Consider the following 18,127-nt stretch of genomic DNA (forward strand, 5'->3'; position numbering starts at 1 on the left):
TGGCCCCGGGGGATTTGCCATGACCACGCTCGAAGCCGATCTCGAAATCGAGCGCCTGTTGGCGCTGCATCCGAAGGGTTTCGACCTTTCGCTCGACCGCATCACGCGGCTGCTCGAACGCCTCGGCAATCCGCAGGACCACATGCCGCCGGTGATCCACATCGCCGGCACCAACGGCAAGGGCTCGACCGCCGCGTTTTCACGCGCGCTGCTCGAGGCCTCCGGCCGGCTGGTCCACGTCCACACCTCGCCGCATCTGGTGAACTGGCACGAGCGCTATCGCCTCGCCGCACCCGGCGGTGGCAAGCTTGTCGCCGACGACGTGCTGGCCGATGCGGTCCGACGCGTCGGCGAAGCCAATCGCGGCGAGAAGATCACCGTCTTCGAGATCCTCACCGCCGTCACCTTCGTCCTGTTTTCCGAACATCCGGCCGACGTCTGCATCATCGAGGTAGGGCTCGGCGGGCGCTTCGACGCGACCAACGTCATCAAGCGGCCGGCGTGCTCGGTCATCATGCCGGTGTCTATGGATCACGAGGCCTATCTCGGCGACAAGGTCGAGCTGATCGCCGCCGAAAAGGCCGGCATCATCAAGCGCGGCTGCCCGGTCGTCATCGGCGCCCAGGAAACCGAAGCGGCACAGCAGGTGCTGATCGACACCGCCGAGCGGCTGAACTGTCCGCTCGAGGTCTACGGCCAGGATTTCGTCGCCTTCGAGGAAAACGGCCGCATGGTCTACCAGGACGAGAGCGGGCTGATGGACCTTTCGCCGCCACGCCTGCCGGGACGCCACCAGTTTGCCAACGCCGCGGCGGCCATTGCCGCGGTCAAGGCAGCGGGCTTCCCCCTTACTGAACGCGCCATCGACAAGGCGATGACGTCGGTGGCCTGGCCGGGGCGGATGCAACGCATGCCGCAAGGTGCGCTGACCGAGCTGGCTCCGAAAGGTGCCGAGGTTTGGATCGACGGCGGCCACAATCCCGGCGCCGGCACCGTGATCGCCGAAGCGCTTGCCGAGCAGGAAGAGAAGTCCCCACGGCCGCTTTTCCTGATCTCCGGCATGATCAACACCAAGGACCAGGCCGGCTATTTCCGTCCGTTCCACGGCATGGCACGCCATGTCTACACCGTGCCGGTGACGATGAGCGAAAGCGGCGTGCCCAATGAGGAACTGGCGGTTCGTGCTACGGAAGCCGGGCTTTCGGCCGAACCGGTGAGCTCGGTCGCCAACGCGCTGATGCTGTTGCGCGATACCTGGAACGAGAACGAGCCGGCGCCGCGCATCCTGATCGGCGGCTCGCTCTATCTCGTCGGCGAGGTATTGGCCGCGAACGGCACGCCGCCGACCTGACCTGACCTGATATTGTCGAGACGACCCAACAAAAAAAGCCCGGCAGTGCCGGGCTTTTTCGTATCCAGACTGGTTCGGCTCAGACGTTGCCGGCGATCCAGTGCGAAAGGGCGGTCTTGGGAGCGGCGCCGACCTTGATGTCGGCCACTTCGCCATCCTTGAAGATCATCAGCGTCGGGATCGAGCGCACGCCAAACTGGGCGGCGATCTCGGGATTCTCGTCGATGTTGACCTTGGTGATCTTCACCTTGCCGGCGAGCTCGTTGGAAATCTCTTCCAGTGACGGACCGATCATCTTGCAGGGACCGCACCATTCGGCCCAGAAATCGACCACGACGGGCTCCTTGGCCTCGAGCACGCCGGTCTTGAAATTGCTGTTGTCGATCTTGACGGTGGCCATGATGCCGATCCTCTTGCGGTTAGCTGTCGCGCCATATGTGGTAGTGCGCGGACCCTTGGTCAAGCACCCGTTGTGTCACGCTTGGGTGAGTCGAACAAGGGCGGCGTCCATGGCAGCAGGGGGCAAAGGGATCAGCCGCGGCGCCTCGGTGAACAGCAAAGCGGCCGAAACGGCCTTGCCGGGATAGAGCGGCTGGAGCAGCGCCCGGTAGAGCGCAAGCTGCACGACATAGGCATGTGGCACCTCGTCGAGCGAGGCCGGCGGCGAGGCGTTGGTCTTGTAGTCGACGATCAAAACCTCGTCATCGGTGACCGCCAGCCGGTCGATCTTGCCTGACACCGAGCGTGGCTTTCCACGCACATCGAGACTGCCCATGACCGCCACTTCGGCACGCGAGGCGGGTGCAAACAGCGGCGCGAAATCATGGTCCTCGAGAACGGAGAACACCGAGGCGAGAGCGGAGCTTCGCTGCACTTCATCCCAGCCCCTGCCGGCACGGGCGAGATAGCGTTCGGCGGCCTGGCGCCGCTCCGCAGGATCGAGGCGCGGCAGCATCTGCAGCAGCCGGTGCAGCGCCGAGCCGCGGGCGATGGCAAAGGCGGGCTCGCCATCGGCATCCAGCACCGGCGAACGGCCGGAGATGACAGGCTCCTCGATTTCCTCGATCAGCGCTGAGGCACCTGACGGCGACAGCGGCCGCGGCAGGTCCTCCAGGGGTGGCGGCCGGTCGAACAGGCTGCCCGGCAGCGGCGCCGGGGCGGCCAACCCGGCTGCCTCGCGCTCAGGCGCTATTTCTGGCGCACCCGACAAGGGCGTTACGCGGAAACGATGGACCTTGAGATCGGCGACGACGGGATGGTCGCGCAGCTCGCTCTCAGGTGCGGCCGACAGCGCCCGCGAAACGATCGAATGCCAGGTGTTGCCGCCCGGCGCGCGCTTGCCGTGATAGCCGCAGACGATGAGACGATCCTCGGCACGGGTCATGCCGACATAGAGCAGGCGGCGATACTCGTCGTCGGCCAGTTCGCGGGCGGTCAAGGCAGCACCCTTGGAGAAGGCGTTGGCGACATCGGCGCCGGCGCGCCAGAGGTAACCCTTGCCGTGCCAGTGCCTGGCCTTCGGCAGGAACGGCATGAGCCGTGGCAGGTGCTGGTCGCTGAACGGCGCCGAACCGCTGTCGACGAGGAACACCACAGTCGCCTCCAGCCCCTTGGCGGCGTGTGCCGTCATGATGCGGACCTCGTCGCGGGTCTGGTCCATCTCGCGCTTGATCTCGGGGCCGGTGTTTTCCAGCGTCGACAGGAAGGCTTCTAGGCCGGGCAGGCCGGTCCGCTCTTCCGCCAGGCAGAAGTTGAGGAACTCGTCGAGAATGTCGCCGGCCTCCTGGCCGAGGCGCGAGATCATCTTCTTGCGCACGCCGTCGCGATCGCGGCCGCCCGAGAGAGCGCCGGAGTAGAACTCGAAGACCGGCCGGAACGCGGCTTCGGTGGCCCAGGCGTCGAGCTGGTCGGCGACCGCCTTCAGCACCACATCCGTTTCGGACGCAGTGCGCAGCGAGGCAACCAGCGAACGGCTGCCGGGGCGGCCCGAAGCGAGCGCAAACAGCGCGTCTTCGGAGAAGCCAAAGATGGGGCTGCGCAGCACGGCGGCGAGGGACAGATCGTCCTCGGGCTGGATGAGGAAACGGCCGAGCGCAATCAGATCCTTGACCGCGATGTGGCCGGGCAGGCTGAGCCGGTCGGCACCGGCGACGGGGATGTCGCGGCGCTTGAGGGCGCGGGAGAGCGCATGGACGAAGCGGTCGCGCTTGCGCACCAGCACCATGACGTCGCCGGCGCGCAGCCGCTTGCCGGTGCCTTCGACGATCTCGCCGTCGTCGAGCCATTTGCGGATCGTCGCCGCCACCTGCTCGGCCACCACCACGGCGGGCGCGTGGGCATGGTCGATGGGCTTGCGCCAGTCGTCAGGCTCGTCGACCACGTCGGTGCCGACAGAAGGCCAGACCTCGACATAGCCGGGGGCGCCGGCGCGGATGGCCTTGTGGCTCGGCGGCTCCGGCGCGCGGGTGACGCCGCGACGCACAGTCGGATCCTCGAACACGCGGTCGACGGCTGACAGCACGTCGTCGGTGGAACGGAACGACCAGGTCAGCGTGACATCCTCGAAGCGTGCCTCGGCGGCCCGGATACGGGTGGCGAATTCGTGCTTCGAATCGTCGAAGGATTCGGGTGCCGCGCCCTGGAACGAGTAGATCGACTGCTTCTCGTCGCCGACGGCGAAGACGGTACGATGGACATGGTCGCGCGCGCCGGAGCCGGCGAAGAATTCCTCGGCCAGGCGCTTCACCACCTCCCACTGGTCGGGGCTGGTGTCCTGCGCCTCGTCGAGCAGGATGTGATCAATGCCCTTGTCGAGCTTGTACTGGACCCAGGGTCCGGCATCGGGGCGGGCGAGCAGGTTGACCGTGCGGGTGATGAGGTCGTTGAAGTCGAGGAAGCCACGGCCCGTCTTCAGCCGCTCGTAGCGGGCGATCAGCCAGTCGGCGATGGTGAGTGCGGCGCGCGTCGCCTCCAGCATGCGGAAATGGGCGAGTCGGTCGGAGGCGTGCATGATCGCATCCGAAGTCGCCTGGTAACGCTCGGGCAGGTCGGGCAGACGGTCGAGCAGCGCCTTCTTGAAGGCGCTCTGCGTGTAGGGATCGCCGTCGGCCTTGAGGAAGCCATCGGCCAGCAGCCCAAGGCGCCGGATCGGGTCGGGTTCGGCATAGGCCAGCCTGGCATAGGGCAGGATGTTGTTGAGCACGCTGCGCGCGTCGGTGGCGTCGGCCGCCGCGGCAAAGGCGTTGAAGAAGGCGGGCTCGAAGCCGGGCAGCGGCCAGATCGAGCTGGCTATGGCTTCGGCGCTGTCGCCCTGTGCGAAACCGAACTCTTCGTAGAGCGCTCCGAACGGCCAGGCAAAGTCCATGATCTGGCCGATGAAGGCGCGCAGGCCGTCGCGCTTGGCGACGATCTCGGAAAGCAGCGCATCGAGGCCGGCCTCGCCGCCGCGTTCCAGCACCATGGCGAAGGCTTCGGCGAGTTCGGGATTGGCCGCGCCGCCCGTCACCATCTCTCGCCGTGCGGTGGCGAACAGCGTCGCCTCCATCTGCGGATCGAGCATCTCGAAATGGGCGGCGATGTTGGCCTCGAGCGGGAACTGGTGCAGCACCGACTCGCAGAAGGCGTGGATGGTCTGGATCTTGAGGCCGCCCGGCGTTTCCAGCGCCTCGGCGAAGAGGCGGCGCGCCCGGCGCAGCATGGCCCGGTCAGGCCGCGCGCCGTCGAGGGCCGTGATGCGCTCGGCCAGCTCTACGTCGGGCAGCATGGTCCACTCGGACAGATTGGCGAAGACGCGGTTCGACATGTTGGCGGCGGCGGCGCGCGTATAGGTCAAACACAGGATCTTCGACGGGTCTGTGCCGCGCAGCAGCAGCCGCATGACTCGCTGCGACAGCACGTGGGTCTTGCCCGAGCCGGCATTGGCCGACACCCAGACGGAGTTGCCGGGATCGGAGGCGCGGGCCTGGCGATCTGCCGTTTCCTGGGGAACGAAGAACTTCTTCTTCATTCTTCGCCCTCCGAGCCGCCGTCGCCGCCAGCCGACCATTCGAGGACACGGGCGAGATGGTCGTAGTCGCCGTCGGTTTCGCCCTCGCGGAAGGGCAGTGCGCGGGAGAGATAGCCGGTGGCGGGATCGTCGTAGTGCTGGAGCAGTTGCTCCAGCCGCGTCCAGGCCTCTTCCGAAAGCTCCGCCGCCGACTTGGGCTTGCGGTTGTGTTCGAGGATCGATTCCTCGAACACCTCGCCATTGGGCTTCAGACGGACGAAGGCGAGCTGCGACGGTTCGCGCTTGCCGAGTTCGTGGAAGGCGCCACGCCGAAGCAGGGCGCCTTCGAGCGCCAACTGCGGCGCGATCAGCGTGTGCGCCTGCGCCTTGGAAGGCGAAGAGCCAGTCTTGTAGTCGATGATGTCGGCCATGCCGCCGGCGAGCAGGTCGATGCGGTCGGCGCGGCCGGACAGCGTGACGCCGGTCCGGCCGACCTCGGTGGCGCCGGCGCTTTCTTCGGCATGGCGGCTGGCGACGGCGGCCGCGCGGCTGCGCTCCCATTCGAGGATGCCTTCGGCCATGCGCTCGAAGCGCGGCCACCAGACGGCCTCGACATCGGCGGGCAAGGCAGCCTCGGCAAAGCAGTGGCGACCGGCGGCGATGAGCACGTCGAGCGCCTGCGGTGCGCGCGGATCACCCACCGTCGCCGAAAACAGGTGCAAGATGTCATGGAACAGCGTGCCGCGCTCGGCGGCACCGGGATCGCGAACCAGCGGGTCGACCGGAATCAGCCTCAGGATGCGCCGCGCATAGACGGCATAGGGATCACGGCGCAGCGTCTCGATCTCGGTGACCGAGAAGCGGCGCGGCCGCACCGCGACGGGCGGCTTGGGGTCCGGGCGGGCGGCGAAGTCGGCCTTCTCGCCGGCGTCGAGCTGGCGCGCCCAGCCGAGCAGCGTAGCACCACGCTTGCGCAGCACGGCGGCGTGGTCGGGGCCGACATAGGTCAGCAGGCGCTGCAGCCAGCGCGACGGCACGGCGGGTGCATCGCCCGAGCGGGCCGAGCGCGACAGCACGACATTCCTGGCGCCCATCGCCATCTGGAAATCGTGAGCGGCGAGGCCGATGCGACGCTCCGGCGGTTCGAGGTCGATGCCCGTCTTCATGACGCGTGACATGAAGCGATCGGCCTCGGCCTTGCGCGGCCAGCTGCCCTCGTTGAGCGCGCCGATGACCAGCGTGTCGACCGTCTGCAGGCGCGCCTCGAGCGCACCCCAGATCGAGATGGCCCGGTCGGCACCTTGCGACGGCTTGACCGCGTCGGGGGCGACGAGCGCGTCGAGCGCGTCTGGCCATTCGGCTACGGCGAAGCTGAAGCTCGCCTGGGCCGAGACCAGCCCGCGCAGCGATTCCGCCAGCTTGGCGCCGGCATCGCCGTCATAGAGGGTTGCCAGTCCGCCAAGCTCGTCTCGGCCGAGATTTTCGAACGCCTCGACGGTGGCGCGCACGACCATGCCGAGCTCGATGGCCTCGTCGCCACGAAGGGCGGCGAGCGGCGCAACTGCGGCGACCAGCCTGACCGCAACGTCGCGCGCCTCCTCGATGCGCCGGGCGTTGATGCGGTCGAACCAGAAAGGCTTGCGCGACGCATCGCCGATGCCGGTGAGGCGCGCGTCGAAATCTTCGGCGAGCCGGGCGACATCGGGTCGGCCGACGCCGCCACGCAGCACCACCAGCTCGATGGTCTCGGCGGCCCGCCTGACGACGTGGCGCTCCAGCCCGAGCCGCAGCAGCGGGTGCTTGAGCAGCGACAGCACGGCGACAGGATCGCCGGGGCGGATGGCCGCCTCGACCATGGTGCGCAACAGGGCGGCCGGCGGGGTGTTGGCCAGCGGCACTCCGCCGGAATCATCGGCCTGAATGCCGAAGCGACGCAGTTCGGCGGCAACGCGGCGGGCGAGGTTGCGGTCGGAAGTGACGAGGGCGGCGCGATGGCCTTCCTGTGCGACCGCCTCGCGCAACGCGATGGCAATCGCCGCAGCCTCGTCGCGCTCGTGGGCTGCTTCGAGCAGAGTGACCCCGGCGAGTGCGTCGGCGATTTCGGCATCGCTGACGCTGCCGCGCTTTTCGGCCCAGGCGTCGGTGGTTTCGGCCGGGCGCAGCGCTTCGCCGACGATTGCAGCGCGGCGCACCAGCGCCGGCGACGGGACACCCAGTTCTTCGACGTCGCGGCGCAGGATGCCGATCTTACCGATCAGCTTGGCGAGGCCGTATTGCGGGTGGCCGAGCACCGAAGCGCGGAGGTCGGGCGCGGTGATCGCATCGTAGGCGACCTCGTCGAGCGAGGCATCGAGCCCCGGAAGCACGACGGCACCGCGCGGCAGGCGCGCAATTGCTGCCAAAAGCTCGGCGGTGGCCGGGATCGAGCCTGTCGAACCGGCGGCGATGACCGGACCTGCCGGCGGATTGCGCCTGAGGCGCTCGGCCTCGAGCCGGATCAGGGCGCTGCGGTGGGCGGCGGGGTTGGACTGGTCGCGCTCGGCGAGCAGGTCGGGCCAGACCGAAGTGACGATGGACAGGAAATCGAGCGTGACCTGCCACCAGCCGGAGAGTTCGCCCGAGACAAGGCCGGCGAGCTTGGCCCAGTCGGAACCTTCGGTCTCGATCTCGTCCATCAGGCCAGAGAGATCGCGCGCCAGCCAGATAGCGTCGGCAGCGGAAGCCGGCACCACGACCTCCTCCTCGAACAGGGCGGCGACATGGGCGGGCAGGCGGCGCTTCCAGGCGCGCACCAGCGGCGCGAGCGTCAGCAGGCGGTCGATGGACGAAATCGGCGGTGCCAGGTCGAGCGCGGCTCCGCCCTCGGCCTCGAAGGCAGCCTCGTCCTCGTCGAACTCGCCGAGCGGCTTGATGACAGGCAGGATGGCCGAGCGGCCGCCGGCGGCGTCGACGAAGACCCCACGCAACGCCCGCGCGGCACGGCGCGTCGGCACGTAGATGGTGACGTCGGCCAGTGCCAGCGGGTCGCCGTCGAAGCGGAAGTCGGGGATCAGGGTGCCGTCGAGCAGGGATGCCGCCAGCGTCGGCAGGAAGGGAGCGCCGGGCGGGATGGAAAGGACGCGTGGCGACGCGCGGCCGCTCATTGCGCTCCCGCCAATGCCCTTTTCACCACGGCTTCGGCGGGCGCGATGGCATCGGGGGTGCCGACCGTGATCCAGCTGCCCTGCATCTGCATGCCGAACAGGCGCCCGGCCGATATCGCCTGGTCGAAATAGCGGTTGAGCGAGGCTGGGGTGGCGGTCGCGCCTTCAAAGATGCGGGGATTGATGATGGCAGCACCGGCATAGATCAGCCCCTCGGGCGCACCCTTGGCACGGCTCAGCCGGCCGTCGGACGCGACGAGGAAATCGGTGCCGCCGGAATGGCCGGTCGCCTGAGGGAGAGCCGCGAGCATGATCAGAATATCCATGCGCGCATCGTCCCAGGCAAGGGCGAGGCGGGCAAGGTTAGGCGCGCCCTCATCAATCCAGAAGGTGTCGGCATTGACGATGTAGAACGGAGCTGTGCCCAGCTCGGGCAGCGCCTTGACGATTCCGCCGGCGGAATCCAGCAGGCCGTCGCGTTCGTCGGAGATGAGCACATGCGGCTGCTTGCGGTTCGCGACATGCGCGACGATTTGGTCGGGCAGATAGTGGACGTTGACCACGGCCCGTTCGACGCCTGCTATAGCCAGGCTGTCGAGGCCCCAGTCGAGCAGGGTCTTGCCAGATATCTCCACCAGCGGTTTCGGCATCGTCTCGGTGATCGGCCGCATGCGCTTGCCGAGACCGGCTGCGAGAACCATGGCGACTGACGGGATCTTCGCTCCACTCACGTGTCAAATTCCTCGAGCAGGCGGTTGTCGCGGTAGAAGTCGCGCAGTTCGGCCAATACCGGATGCGCCAGCGCCCGGTGCAGGTAGTCGCGAATGCGCGGCAGGTGCTTCAGATATTGCGGCTTGCCGTCACGCCGGTCGAGGCGGACGAAGATCCCGAGGATCTTGGAGTTCCGCTGTGCCGCCATGATGGCATAGGCCTCGCGGAAAGCGGCCTCATCGAAGCTGCCGGCGGCGTGGCGGGCGGCGACATGGGCGTTGACCGTGTCGTGCTCGATCTCGGGCGACACGGTGACCCGCGCGTCCATGGCGAGCGAGGCGACGTCATAGGCGACCGGGCCGATCAGCGCGTCCTGGAAGTCGACGATGCCGAGCCTGTCGAAACCCTTCTTGTCTGCGCGCCAGATGATGTTGGGCGAGTGGTAGTCGCGCAGCACCAGCCCGTACTGCTTGTCGGCGAGGCGGTCGAAGACGGCGTTCCAGGCGGCATGATAACCGTCGCGAAGCGCGCCGGATGCGGGCGCTCCGGTGACGGCCGGCACATACCAGTCGACCAGCAGGTCGACCTCGATCATCATCGCATCGCGGTCAAAGGGAGGAACCTGGTGAACGACGCCGGGCGCAGCTTCGAGCCGGGCGTCCCAGTGTTTCCCGTGAATCATCGCCAGCAGTTCAGCCGCCGCGGCATAGCGCTCGGCGATGGGCTTGCCCTCGGGGTCGAGGAAAGCACCGGTGCCGAGATGTTCGAGCAGCAGAAAGCCCTGGTCGAGATCCTGTGCGACGATGCCGGGCACGGTGACGCCGCCCGCTGCAAGCGCCCGGTCGATGGCGACGAAGGCAGCAACCGTCTGCGCGGTGTGCGCGATCTCGGCATAGGGCTTGCCGTCGCGGACGGGTGGACCGAGTACCAGCCTTGGCGAGTTCATCAGCACCAGTGATGCCCGGCCTTCCGGGCTGACGGTTTCGTAGCCCCGCGCCGAGGCGTCGCCGGTGAAGCGGGCGCGGCGCGCCTCGCCAAAATCGGCTGAGATGAGGAAATCTCGCATGGCGAGCGATCGGGCGACGCGGTCGAAGGCCGGGCCATCGCCCGAGATGATGATGCAGCGGCCATCGCCCTCGTGCTCGATAGCGAGCCGCAGGCTGGCAGCGGGCATCGCGTCGGCGGCGCGCTCCGGCCACTCTACCAGAGCCACACCCGAGGCGACGGCTTCATCGAAGCCGAGTTCCTGGAGCTCCTCGGAAGAAGACAGGCGGTAGAGGTCGAAATGATGGACGGGGACAGGCGTGTCGTAGCTCTGGACCAGAGTGAAGGTCGGGCTCGGCACTTCATGCCAGGGATCACCCGCCAGCGCCCGGATCAGGCCGCGCGCCAGCGTCGACTTGCCGGCGCCGAGGTCGCCGTCGAGCAGCAACACGTCGCCCGGCTTGACCGCCATGGCGAGATCTTCGCCCAGCCGCGTGGTGGCGGCCTCGTCAGGCAGGAATCGCTCCAGCGATCTGGCCGCCATGAAGCCTACTCCGCCGCCACCCGCACGCCGGCTGGCGCATCGGGGAACAGGCAGACGACCGTGGTGCCACGGTCCTTGCCGCTGTCGATGCGGACGGTGCCGCCATGCAGCTCGACGAAGCTTTTGACGATGGACAGGCCAAGGCCGGCACCACGCTTGCGGCCGCCGTTGACGCGGGATTCGAAGCGCTGGAACATCGTGTCGAGCACCTCCGAAGGCATGCCCGGACCATCGTCATGGACGGAGAATTCCACGCCCTCGGCCAGCTGGCGGCAGGCCAGCGTGATGGTGCTCGCGGACGGCGCGTAGTTCACGGCGTTGCTGAGCAGATTGTAGAGGATCTGGCGCACGCGCGTCTCGTCGCCATTGAAGCTCTTCGGCGCGCTGGCGGTATCTATGGCGAGGCTGATCGAGTGCTCTTCCAGGCGGTCGGCGATAAGTTCGGCGGCAGCCTCGATGGCGCGGTCGATACGCACCTCGGCGATTTCGAGCTGCATGATGCCGGCATCGACGGTTGCGAGATCGAGGATGTCATTGACGATGGTCAAAAGCACGCCCGAGGACGAACCGATGTGCTCGACATATTCGCGCTGGCGCTGCGACAGCGGGCCGGTGCCGGGCAGCGACAAAAGCTCGGTGAAGCCGATGATGTTGGTCAGCGGCGAGCGCAGCTCATACGAAACGTGCTGGACGAACTCGTTCTTGATCTGGTCGGCACGCTGAAGCGCCTCGTTCTTGTCCTTGAGCGCGCGCTCCATGTTGACGCCGTCAGTGACGTCGACAAAGGTCAGCATCACCTGGCCGTTGGGCAGGTGGATGACGGCGTGCTGGAGCACCGAACCGTTCTTGAGTTCGGTCTGGCCATGGCGGTCGCTACGCTCGTCGAAGCCGGTGACGGCGGCGACGAAATCGGCCCATGGGCTCTTTTCGGCACGCATGTCGCATTCAGCGCGGATCGCCGAAATATGCGTGCTCTGCCGGAGGGCCTCGGGCGACACACCCCAGAGCTGGCCGAAGGCCGGATTGAACAGGCGGATGCGGCCGTCGGGGCCGAAAACGACGACGCCTTCGGCGAGATTGTCGAGGGTTTCACCCTGAACACGCACCGCCGTGGTGTAGCGGCTTTCGAGATCGATCTTCTCGGTCAGGTTTTCGAACACCCAGGTGACGCCGCCCTTGGGCTGGGGATTGGCGACGACGCGGATGGTGCGGCCGTCGGGCAGATGCCAAAGATGCTCCTGCGGCTCGACGGCGCGATAGGCGCCGAGCAGGCTTTCCTTCCAGCGCCGCCATTCCGGCTGCTCCGGCAGCTTGCGTTCGCTGCGCAGGCGGTCGAGCAAAAGCGCATTGTCGGGCGCGCTGGAGAGATAGCCGGCGTCGAGTTCCCAGAGCTTCTGGAAGGCGTTGTTGTGGAAACGCAGCTTCTGGCTGGCGTCGAAAGTGGCAACGGCGGTCGCCACCTGGTCGAGCGTGTCGGCGTGGCTGCGCACGACCCGGCTGTACTCTTCGCGGATGGCATCGGCCGCGCTCATGTCGGTGGCGATGCCGGCCGAACCTTCCCTGCCGACAACGTCGGTCACGGCGAACATGCGACGGTCGCCGTCGATGACGGTCGACAGTGTCTGCTGGAAAACGGGACGCGACAGGTGCTGCTGGGCGATCGCTTCGCGCGATTGCGTGCCCAGGAACTCCTTGCCGTCGCGGATGGCTGCGGCGGAATCGGCTGCTTCGACGGCCCTGGCGAAGGCCTTGTTGACCCATTTCATCCGGCCATCGGAATCGCGCATCCAGAACGGCATGTCGACGGCGTCCATCAGGCCGACAAGCGTTTCGTATTCGGCGCTGAGGCGCTGGTTGTCGAGCGTCAGCCGCGCCTGGCCGCGCTGGGCCTCGGAGATCGAGACAAAGCGGACGATGACGTGGGCGCCGCTCTTGCGGCCGTGGACTTCGAGGACCGCACCGGCATGGGTCTCCGCCACCAGTTCGAAGGCAGTGCCTTTGTCACGCAACGCGGCAATGGCATTTTCGAGCGCTGCGGCCGAACGCGGCATCAGCCAGCGACCGAAACCGAGGAAGGCGGCGCGCTCGTCCGGCGCGCCTGTTTCGATCGGCAGCGAACCGATCAGCTCCGGCTTCTTGTTCTCGTTCGCCCAGATGATGACGCGCTGGTCGCGCAGGTTGAGCAGGGCCTCCGAACGCTGCAACGATGCATTGAGGTCGGCAACGCGCCCGCGCAGCTCGACGTTCTCGGCGGCGATGCGTACCTTCTCGCGGATCAGCGCAATGGCGGAAATGAGCGCCGCTCCCATGACGCCGACGAGCACGGCGAGCTGGATGACTTCGGCCGTGCTGACGGGCAGGCCGACGGCGGCGGCCTGCTGGGCGTGGGCATATCCGACAGGCGTGCAGAGCGCCGTGGCGCCAAGCATGACTGCGGCAGAACGGCTGCCGAGCCGGCGCACGGCCTGCCACATACCGCCTGGAGGGGGCATCTGCGAATCCTGTCGGCCGCCGGAAACGGCCTGTCCCGCTGAAAGCGGGTATTCCCCCGGCATGTCTTGTTCCTCTCCGCCGCCTGACTGCAAGACCGCCCTGAAGCGCCCCAAAAAGTTCCGCCGAGAACGGACGCGTGGCGAATCACGCCACAATAGCCGTTAGGCGAATCGTCGTGAAGAAGGCGTTCGCGCAAAAAAGAAACCGGGCGAAAGTCAATCGCCCGGTTTCAATATGTTGTATGTATTTGCGCTATGGTTAATAGCGGTAGTGTTCCGGCTTGAACGGCCCCTTCGGCGTCACGCCGATATAGCTGGCCTGTTCATCGGACAGGGTGGTCAGCTTGGCGCCGAGCTTGTCGAGGTGCAGGCGGGCGACCTTCTCGTCGAGGTGCTTGGGCAGCACGTAGACTTCGTTCTTGTACTGGCCGGGCTTGGTGAAAAGCTCGATCTGGGCAAGCGTCTGGTTGGTGAAAGACGCCGACATGACGAAGCTCGGGTGGCCGGTCGCATTGCCGAGGTTGAGCAGGCGGCCTTCCGACAGCAGCAGCATGCGCTTGCCATCCGGGAAGCTGATCATGTCGACCTGCGGCTTGACGTTGGTCCACTTGAGGTTGCGCAGGGCCGCGACCTGGATCTCGTTGTCGAAGTGGCCGATGTTGCCGACGATGACCATGTCCTTCATCAGGCGCATGTGGTCGAGGGTGATGACGTCCTTGTTGCCAGTCGTGGTGATGACGATGTCGGCGGTGGGAGCAGCGTCTTCCAGCGTGACGACCTCGAAGCCGTCCATAGCAGCCTGGAGCGCGCAGATCGGGTCGACCTCGGTAACCTTGACGCGAGCGCCGGCGCCTTGGAGCGAGGCAGCAGAACCCTTGCCGACGTCGCCGTAACCGCAGACGACGGCGACCTTGCCAGCCATCATGACGTCGGTGCCGCGGCGGATGCCGTCGACCAGCGATTCCTTACAGCCGTACTTGTTATCGAACTTCGACTTGGTGACGCTGTCGTTGACGTTGATCGCCGGGAAGGGCAGCAAGCCCTTCTTCTGCAGCTGGTAGAGGCGGTTGACGCCGGTCGTGGTCTCTTCGGTGACGCCGCGGATGGCAGCCTTGTGCTTGGCGAAGAAGCCCGGCGTTTCAGCCATGCGCTTCTTGATCTGGGCGAACAGGATCTCTTCCTCTTCGCTGCCCGGGTTGGACAGTACGTCCTCGCCGGCCTCGGCGCGGGCGCCGATCAGGATGTACATGGTGGCGTCGCCGCCATCATCGAGGATCATGTTGGTGGCGCCGCCATCGGTCCACTGGAATATCTGGTCGGTGTACTGCCAGTACTCCTCGAGCGTCTCGCCCTTGACGGCGAAAACCGGAATGCCGGCTTCGGCGATGGCGGCCGCGGCATGGTCCTGGGTCGAGAAGATGTTGCACGACGCCCAGCGGATATCGGCGCCGAGTTCCTTCAACGTCTCGATCAGCACCGCGGTCTGGATGGTCATGTGCAGCGAGCCGGAAATGCGCGCGCCCTTGAGCGGCTTTGCTTCACCGAACTCCTCGCGGCAGGCCATCAGGCCCGGCATTTCGGTTTCGGCGATCTCGATTTCCTTGCGACCCCAGCCGGCGAGCGAAATGTCGGCGACCAGATAATCCTTGCTACCCGTCATGGCTTGCTCCGATTCCTGTTTGCTTCGCGCCGCCGCGGGAGGGCTGCGAGGGCGCGCGAAAGATCGGCCTGACTACCAGATCAGGCCGTTATCGACAATGGGACATAAAGAAATCTTTATTCGTGCATGTCGCACAAGACTCAGTCCGGCAATCAGGATTCCTCGCCGAAGCGCGCCGCGACCAGTGTCGCAAGCGCATCCATGGCTTCGACGGCCTCGGGGCCGCTCGCGGTAACGCGGATGGTGCAACCGGGGCTGGCGGCGAGCATCATCAGGCCCATGATCGACGTGCCGCCTACGGAAATGCCGTCCTTCTCGACGCTGACATTGGCCTGGAACTCGCCGGCAATCTGGACAAACTTGGCCGAGGCGCGGGCATGCAGGCCACGCTGATTGACTATGGTGAGATCGCGGACGATGTGGCCCTTCTCGGGCGAGTAGGGCATGCCGCTCATTTGCCGCTCAACACCTGACTAGCAACGTTGATATATTTGCGGCCAGCAGCCTGTGCCTCGTCGAGCGCGGCGGCCATGTTGTCGGCCTTGCGTACGCTCGTCAGCTTGATGAGCATCGGCAGGTTCATGCCGGCGATGACTTCGACCCGGCCGGCTTCCATCACCGAGATGGCGAGGTTGGACGGCGTGCCGCCGAACATATCGGTGAGCACGACCACACCATTGCCGGTGTCGGCGCTGGCAACGGCGTCGATGATGTCGCTGCGACGCTGCGCCATGTCATCGTCTGCTCCGATCGAAACAGTCTCGAAATTGTCCTGCGGTCCGACGACATGTTCCACGGCATGGCGGAACTCTTCGGCCAGCTGACCGTGCGTCACAAGCACGAGTCCGATCATTCTGATTTGGCTCCCGTCATGGCCTCTTCACAGCCGCGCAGTACTCTTGCCGCCTTCGTGGAGGGCGGGAGCGCTATCTTGTCGACGGCGAAGGCGTTTACAAGCCCCAATCTGCTGCTCGCCACGCCATTTTGACGCAATGCAGCAAAAATAATGTGCAGCTTCAGGCGAAGAGGGTGATGCCGAGTCGGGCCAGAATTGTGGGGATGGTTGCGGCAATTTCACGTTCTGCGAGCAGCAATCGCTGCGTCATGCAACCAAGAATCGGTTCACTGTCCTGTCCGGGCAGCCGTTCCACCTCGCTTGCCGGAACAAGCCTGACCAGCAGGTCTACCGCAGCCGCCGCCTCATGTTCGACCGGAACCGGCCCGACGCCGCGGACCTCTGCCAGGCCGGCAATGACTGCCGGCGCATGGCACAAAAGCCTGCCGTGGTGCACCGACAGGAAGACCTGGTCGTCGGAAACCAGCCGGGCGAACCGGCCTGCGGCGCGAAATTTCTCGACGAGGGCCAGGGCAAGAGCCGTCTTGCCCGACCCGGACAGCCCTGCAACCAGTACACAGCGATCGCCGAGAACAATCGCTGTGGCATGCATGTTGGCTGGCGCCACGGATCAGCTTTCGGCCGGCAGGGCAACGACGAAGCGCGCGCCCTTGAGTTCGCCAGGCTTGGTGCCGGCGATGTTTTCGGCGCTCAGCGTGCCGCCATGGGCCTCGACGATCTGGCGGCTGATCGACAGGCCGAGGCCGGAATTCTGGCCGAAGGCTTCGCCCGCCGGACGGTCGGTATAGAAACGCTCGAAGATGCGGTCGATGTTTTCGGCGCGGATGCCGGGGCCGTTGTCCTCGACCGTGATGACATTGAACTTGCCGACGCGCGCCAGCGAAATGGCAATGTGGCCATGGTCGTCGGGCACGAAGGAGCGGGCGTTCTCTATCAGGTTGGTGATGACCTGACCGATGCGCAGGTCGTGGCCGACCACATTGTAGTTCTTCGCCCCAGCCGGCAGCTTGGCAACGGTGAATGCGATTTCGACCGCCTTCTTGTGGCGGCTGGCCTCGCGCGACACCGAAACCAGATCGCCGATGAACTTCTTGAGATCCACCTTGCCGGCGTCCTCGCGCGCGAGCTCGGCATCGAGACGGGATGCGTCCGAAATATCGGTGATCAGCCGGTCGAGGCGCTTCACGTCATGCTGGATGACCTCCATCAGCCGTTCGCGCGAGCTCTCGTTCCTGGCAAGCGGCAAAGTCTCGACTGCGCTGCGCAGCGAGGTCAGCGGATTCTTGAGTTCGTGGCTGACGTCGGCGGCGAAACTCTCGATCGCCTCGATACGCGCGTAAAGCGCCTTGGTCATGTCACGCACGGCAACCGACAGGTTGCCGATCTCGTCCTGGCGGTCGGAGAAATCGGGAATTTCCTCGCGGCTCTTGCCGCCACGACGGACGCGGTTGGCGGCAGCCGACAGCCGACGCAGCGGGTTGGCGATGGTCGACGCCAACAGCATCGACAGGATGGCCGTGACCAATGCAGCGACACCGAACACGCGCAGGATGGCCTTCTGCTCGGCAGCGACGATCTTGTCGATGTCGCCGCCTTCGGTCGACAGCATCAGCACGCCGAGCACGGCACGGAAGCGCTGGATGGGGACGGCGACCGACACGATCTGCTCGCCCTGTTCGCTGACCCGGACAATCGGCGCCGGGCGGCCGGTCAATGCCTGCACGACCTCGGGGAAGGCCGCGCCATTGCCGCCGGGCTGTTCCTTGTAGACCGGAAGCGCGCTGTCGCGGAAAAAGTCGAAGACGAACTTCTGCGCCCGCTCGAAGACGGTCGGCTCGTCTTCCTCGACCGGCGGAAGGTCGTAGCGCAGGATCTGGCCGCGCGAATAGAGATGCCGCGAATCGAGCAGGAGATTGGCGTCGCGGTCGTAGATACGGGCGCGCGTCCTTGTCGGCGAGATCAGCCGGCGCAGCACTGGCGCCACGCGCTCCGGATTGATCGGAAAATCAAGGCTGTCGAGCTGGTCGGAGCCGGGGCCAAGCGTCTCGCCGGCCTGCAGCTCGAGCAGCTTCTCGGGGTCGATGCTGATCGAATCCGTTTCGACGGTTGCCGAGGCGGCAATGGCGCCGGCAATGATCTCGCCCTGCGTCATCAGGCTTTCGACACGGGCGCCGATCAGGCCATCACGGAAGGTGTTGAGATACAGGATGCCGGCGACCAGCACGGCCAACCCGGCAAGGTTGAGGAACAGAATGCGGCGCGTCAGGCTGGAGAAGAAATAGTGGCCGAGGAACCGGCTCAGCCGGATCCTCGAGCGGTCGAAGAACAGCGACAGGCGACCGCGCGACCGCTTCGTGGCGGCCGCGGGTTTCCTGATCTCTGCTTCCATCGCCATGTGATC

Annotated in this window: 12 protein-coding genes; 1 reads left to right on the forward strand and 11 read right to left on the reverse strand. The window is 66.3% G+C overall.

Annotation, left to right across the window (positions count from 1 at the left end; genetic code table 11):
• Positions 1-19 precede the first annotated feature (19 nt).
• On the forward strand, positions 20-1,351 hold the full coding sequence (locus CO731_RS04465) for a folylpolyglutamate synthase/dihydrofolate synthase family protein (protein WP_108606124.1): 1,332 nt from the start codon (positions 20-22) through the stop codon (positions 1,349-1,351).
• A 79-nt stretch (positions 1,352-1,430) separates the two neighbouring features.
• Here the strand turns inward: CO731_RS04465 and trxA are convergent, their stop codons facing one another.
• From trxA to CO731_RS04520, 11 genes are all read right to left on the reverse strand, one after another.
• Positions 1,431-1,751, reverse strand: coding sequence for a thioredoxin (gene trxA, locus CO731_RS04470; protein WP_108606125.1), 321 nt, complete (start codon positions 1,749-1,751; stop codon positions 1,431-1,433).
• 75 nt (positions 1,752-1,826) lie between these two features.
• Positions 1,827-5,357, reverse strand: coding sequence for a double-strand break repair helicase AddA (addA, locus tag CO731_RS04475; RefSeq protein WP_108606126.1), 3,531 nt, complete (start codon positions 5,355-5,357; stop codon positions 1,827-1,829).
• On the reverse strand, positions 5,354-8,479 hold the full coding sequence (gene addB, locus CO731_RS04480; RefSeq protein WP_108606127.1) for a double-strand break repair protein AddB: 3,126 nt from the start codon (positions 8,477-8,479) through the stop codon (positions 5,354-5,356). Before addB ends, addA begins: the two co-directional genes overlap by 4 nt.
• Entirely contained in the window at positions 8,476-9,180 is a 705-nt protein-coding gene (locus tag CO731_RS04485; RefSeq protein ID WP_108606128.1) for a nucleotidyltransferase family protein, read from the reverse strand. Before CO731_RS04485 ends, addB begins: the two co-directional genes overlap by 4 nt.
• A gap of 26 nt (positions 9,181-9,206) precedes the next feature.
• Positions 9,207-10,718, reverse strand: coding sequence for a tRNA (adenosine(37)-N6)-threonylcarbamoyltransferase complex ATPase subunit type 1 TsaE (gene tsaE, locus CO731_RS04490; RefSeq protein WP_108606129.1), 1,512 nt, complete (start codon positions 10,716-10,718; stop codon positions 9,207-9,209).
• Between the two features lie 5 nt (positions 10,719-10,723).
• Complete coding sequence (locus CO731_RS04495) at positions 10,724-13,273, reverse strand: PAS domain-containing sensor histidine kinase (protein ID WP_108606130.1); 2,550 nt, start codon at positions 13,271-13,273, stop codon at positions 10,724-10,726.
• Between the two features lie 196 nt (positions 13,274-13,469).
• On the reverse strand, positions 13,470-14,870 hold the full coding sequence (gene ahcY / locus CO731_RS04500; RefSeq protein ID WP_108606131.1) for an adenosylhomocysteinase: 1,401 nt from the start codon (positions 14,868-14,870) through the stop codon (positions 13,470-13,472).
• Between the two features lie 152 nt (positions 14,871-15,022).
• The gene (locus CO731_RS04505) at positions 15,023-15,325 is read right to left on the reverse strand and encodes an HPr family phosphocarrier protein (protein WP_108606132.1); all 303 of its coding nucleotides are present in this window, start codon (positions 15,323-15,325) and stop codon (positions 15,023-15,025) included.
• Positions 15,322-15,723: a PTS sugar transporter subunit IIA gene (locus CO731_RS04510; RefSeq protein WP_055981908.1), complete on the reverse strand. Its 402-nt coding sequence runs from the start codon at positions 15,721-15,723 to the stop codon at positions 15,322-15,324. The genes CO731_RS04505 and CO731_RS04510 overlap by 4 nt, the downstream gene beginning before the upstream one ends.
• Before the next feature lie 163 nt (positions 15,724-15,886).
• Positions 15,887-16,318 carry an HPr kinase/phosphorylase gene (locus CO731_RS04515; protein WP_199914558.1) on the reverse strand — a complete coding sequence of 144 codons (432 nt, stop codon included), beginning with the start codon at positions 16,316-16,318 and terminating at the stop codon, positions 15,887-15,889.
• An 18-nt stretch (positions 16,319-16,336) separates the two neighbouring features.
• Positions 16,337-18,121, reverse strand: coding sequence for a sensor histidine kinase (locus CO731_RS04520; RefSeq protein ID WP_108606134.1), 1,785 nt, complete (start codon positions 18,119-18,121; stop codon positions 16,337-16,339).
• Positions 18,122-18,127 lie beyond the last annotated feature (6 nt).

Source organism: Aminobacter sp. MSH1, from assembly GCF_003071665.1.
In the GTDB taxonomy this organism is placed as follows: Bacteria; Pseudomonadota; Alphaproteobacteria; order Rhizobiales; family Rhizobiaceae; genus Aminobacter; species Aminobacter niigataensis.

Coding starts and splice junctions, on each gene's coding strand:
- CO731_RS04495 (WP_108606130.1), bottom strand. CDS start 13,273: ATGCCGGGGGAATACCCGCTTTCAGCGGGACAGGCCGTTTCCGGCGGC.
- trxA (WP_108606125.1), bottom strand. CDS start 1,751: ATGGCCACCGTCAAGATCGACAACAGCAATTTCAAGACCGGCGTGCTC.
- CO731_RS04505 (WP_108606132.1), bottom strand. CDS start 15,325: ATGAGCGGCATGCCCTACTCGCCCGAGAAGGGCCACATCGTCCGCGAT.
- CO731_RS04510 (WP_055981908.1), bottom strand. CDS start 15,723: ATGATCGGACTCGTGCTTGTGACGCACGGTCAGCTGGCCGAAGAGTTC.
- CO731_RS04465 (WP_108606124.1), top strand. CDS start 20: ATGACCACGCTCGAAGCCGATCTCGAAATCGAGCGCCTGTTGGCGCTG.
- CO731_RS04485 (WP_108606128.1), bottom strand. CDS start 9,180: ATGGTTCTCGCAGCCGGTCTCGGCAAGCGCATGCGGCCGATCACCGAG.
- CO731_RS04515 (WP_199914558.1), bottom strand. CDS start 16,318: ATGCATGCCACAGCGATTGTTCTCGGCGATCGCTGTGTACTGGTTGCA.
- addA (WP_108606126.1), bottom strand. CDS start 5,357: ATGAAGAAGAAGTTCTTCGTTCCCCAGGAAACGGCAGATCGCCAGGCC.
- tsaE (WP_108606129.1), bottom strand. CDS start 10,718: ATGGCGGCCAGATCGCTGGAGCGATTCCTGCCTGACGAGGCCGCCACC.
- CO731_RS04520 (WP_108606134.1), bottom strand. CDS start 18,121: ATGGCGATGGAAGCAGAGATCAGGAAACCCGCGGCCGCCACGAAGCGG.
- addB (WP_108606127.1), bottom strand. CDS start 8,479: ATGAGCGGCCGCGCGTCGCCACGCGTCCTTTCCATCCCGCCCGGCGCT.
- ahcY (WP_108606131.1), bottom strand. CDS start 14,870: ATGACGGGTAGCAAGGATTATCTGGTCGCCGACATTTCGCTCGCCGGC.